Here is a 3,224-nt window from a genome sequence, read left to right on the forward strand (position 1 = left end):
CGGCCCGGGCTGACCGCGTCGCGGTTCATGGCGTGTCCGTTCGGTGAACCGGGCACCCGGATGTATCGCACCGGCGACCTCGTCTGCTGGGGCCCCGACGGACAGTTGCGCTACCTCGGCCGCGCCGACGAACAGGTCAAGGTCCGCGGCTACCGCATCGAGTTGGGCGAAATCCGCACCGCGCTCGCCGATTTGGACGGCGTTGAACAAGCGGCGGTGCTGGTTCGTGAAGATCGTGTCGGCGAGAAGCGTCTCGTCGGCTATGTGACCGGAGCCGCTGACCCGGCCGACATTCGGGCCCGGTTGGGTCAGCGGCTCCCCACATACATGGTGCCGTCGGCGGTGGTGGTGCTCGACGCGCTGCCGCTGACGGTCAGCGGCAAGCTGGACGCCCGCGCCCTGCCCGCCCCGGACTACGGGGGCGGTGATGGTTACCGCGCTCCGGAAAACGCGATCGAGGAGATCCTGGCCGGCATCTACGCCCGGGTCCTGGGCGTGGACCGCGTCGGGGTCGACGATTCCTTCTTCGACCTCGGCGGCGACTCACTGTCGGCAATGCGGCTCGTCTCAGCCGTCAATACCGGCCTCGATGCCCAACTGGGAGTGCGGGTGCTGTTCGAGGCACCCACCGTCGCCGAGTTGGCGCCGCGTGTGTGCGGAGGGGGGAGCAAGCTCGCGCGGGTGGTGGCCGCCGACCGGCCGGCCGTCGTGCCGTTGTCGTTTGCCCAATCGCGGCTCTGGTTCCTCGACCAGTTACACGGGCCGTCTCCCGTCCACAACATGGCGGTCGCCCTGCGGCTGAGCGGGCGCTTGGATACCGCCGCGATGGGCGCCGCGTTGCGCGACGTGGTGACCCGCCACGAAAGCCTGCGCACGGTGTTCCCCGCACACCAGGGGACGCCGCGGCAAGTGATTATCCCGCCCGAGCAGGTCGACGTCGCCTGGCCGGTGATCGATGCCGGTGACTGGTCGATAGACCGCCTGAGTGAAGCGATCGACACCGCGGCGCGGCACCGGTTCGACTTGTCCAGCGAAATCCCCTTGCGGACAGTGCTTTTGCGGATCGCCGACGACGACCACGTGTTGGTGGCGGTGGCTCACCATATTGCTGCGGATGGTTGGTCGCTGACGCCGTTGGTGCGTGATTTGGGTCTTGCGTATGCCAGTCGGTGTGCGGGTCGGGCGCCGGGGTGGGCGCCGTTGGCGGTGCAGTATGTGGATTACACGTTGTGGCAGCGGGCCCGGTTTGGTGATCTGGAGGATTCGGATAGTCCGATCGCGGGGCAGCTGGCTTATTGGGAAGAGGCCTTGGCGGGGTTGCCCGAGCGGGTGGAGTTGCCGACGGATCGGCCGTATCCGTTGGTGGCCGATTATCGCGGGGCCAGTGTGGACATTGCGTGGTCGGCGCAGTTGCAGCAGCGGGTGCGTGCGGTGGCGCGGGCGCACAATGCGACTGAGTTCATGGTGGTGCAGGCGGCGTTGGCGGTGTTGTTGGCCAAGCTGGGTGCGAGTTCGGATGTGGCGGTGGGTTTTCCGATCGCGGGGCGCAGTGATCCCGCGCTCGATGATGTGGTGGGTTTTTTCGTCAATACGTTGGTGTTGCGGGTGGATCTGGGTGGTGATCCCAGTGTTGCCGAGTTGTTGGCCCGGGTGCGCCAACGCAGCCTGGCGGCCTACGAACACCAAGACGTCCCCTTCGAGGTACTGGTCGAACGGCTTAACCCAACCCGATCCCTGGCGCACCACCCACTGGTCCAGGTCATGCTCGCCTGGCAGGGCAATGACCACGCGGAGTTGACTCTCGGTGAGCTGCACGTCACCAGGGAGCCCGTCGACACCCGCACCGCCCGGATGGATTTGACGTTCTCGTTGTCCGGCCGCTGGACTGCCGACGGCCGGCCCGCCGGGATCGGCGGAACGGTGGAGTTTCGCACCGACGTGTTCGACCCGGACAGCATCCACACCTTGACCGAACGCTTGCGCCGGGTGTTGGTGGCGATGACCGACGATCCGCGCCGCCGACTCTCGTCGATCGATGTGCTCGACAAGAGCGAGTGCACGCTACTGAGCGCACTGGGCAATCGGCGCACGCTGGGTCGGTCGGTGCGGCCGGTGTCGGTGGTGGGGTTGTTCGCCGCGCAGGTGGCGCGGACCCCGGATGCGGTGGCGGTGCGGTTCGAGGGCCGGTCGTTGACGTACCGGGAGCTCGACGAGGCCGCCAACCGGTTGGCGCACGTGCTGGCCGGGCGCGGGGTGGGTCCGGGTGGGGTTGTGGCGCTGCTGTTTTCGCGCTCGGCCGAGGCGATCGTGGCGATCCTGGGGGTGCTGAAGTCCGGGGCGGCGTATCTGCCGATCGACCCCGCGCTGCCGGCGGCCCGGGTGGAGTTCATGCTGCGCGACGCCGCGCCGAGGGCCGCGATCACCACCGCCGATCTGGCCGGACGGTTCGAGGGGTTCGAGCTGAGTGTGATCGACGTGGCCGACCCGGCGATTGCGACGCAACCCAGCACCGGGTTGGCGCTGCCGGCGCCGTCTGATCTGGCGCACATCATTTACACCTCGGGGACCACGGGTGTGCCCAAAGGTGTTGCGGTCACTCATCACAACGTCGCGCAATTGTTCGACTCACTGGATATCGGCTTCGCGTTGTCGGACCAGCAGGTGTGGACCCAGTTCCACTCGTATGCCTTCGACTTCTCGGTGTGGGAGATCTGGGGGGCGCTGCTGCACGGCGGGTGCCTGGTGGTGGTGCCCGATGCGGTGGCCCGTTCCCCGCAGGAGTTCCACGCCCTGCTGGTGGGTGAGGGCGTCACGGTGTTGACCCAAACCCCTTCGGCGGTCGGTCTTTTGCCCACCGAGGGGCTGGACGGCACGGCGTTGGTGATCGGGGCCGAGCCCTGCCCGCCGGAGTTGGTGGACCGCTGGGCACCGGGCCGGGTGATGGTCAACGTCTACGGCCCCACCGAAACCACCATGTGGGTGTCGCACAGTTCGCCGCTGACGGCAGGGTTCGGCGCGCCACCCATCGGCTCACCGGTAACCGGGGCCGCGTTCTTCGTGCTCGACGAGTGGCTGCGCCCGGTGCCCGCCGGGGTGGTCGGCGAGCTGTATCTGGCCGGTCAGGGCGTCGGCGTGGGGTATTGGCGCCGGCCCGGGCTGACCGCGTCGCGGTTCATGGCGTGTCCGTTCGGTGAACCGGGCACCCGGATGTATCGCACCGGCGA

The 3,224-nt window shown here is 68.1% G+C and carries 1 protein-coding gene; it reads left to right on the forward strand.

Annotated elements, in window-relative coordinates; translation table 11 throughout:
* Positions 1-3,224 (forward strand): non-ribosomal peptide synthetase (locus A5688_RS00790; protein ID WP_120312439.1); only part of this gene is annotated, 3,224 nt, incomplete at both ends.

It is taken from the genome of Mycobacterium mantenii (genome assembly GCF_001667865.1).
GTDB lineage: Bacteria > Actinomycetota > Actinomycetes > Mycobacteriales > Mycobacteriaceae > Mycobacterium > Mycobacterium mantenii_A.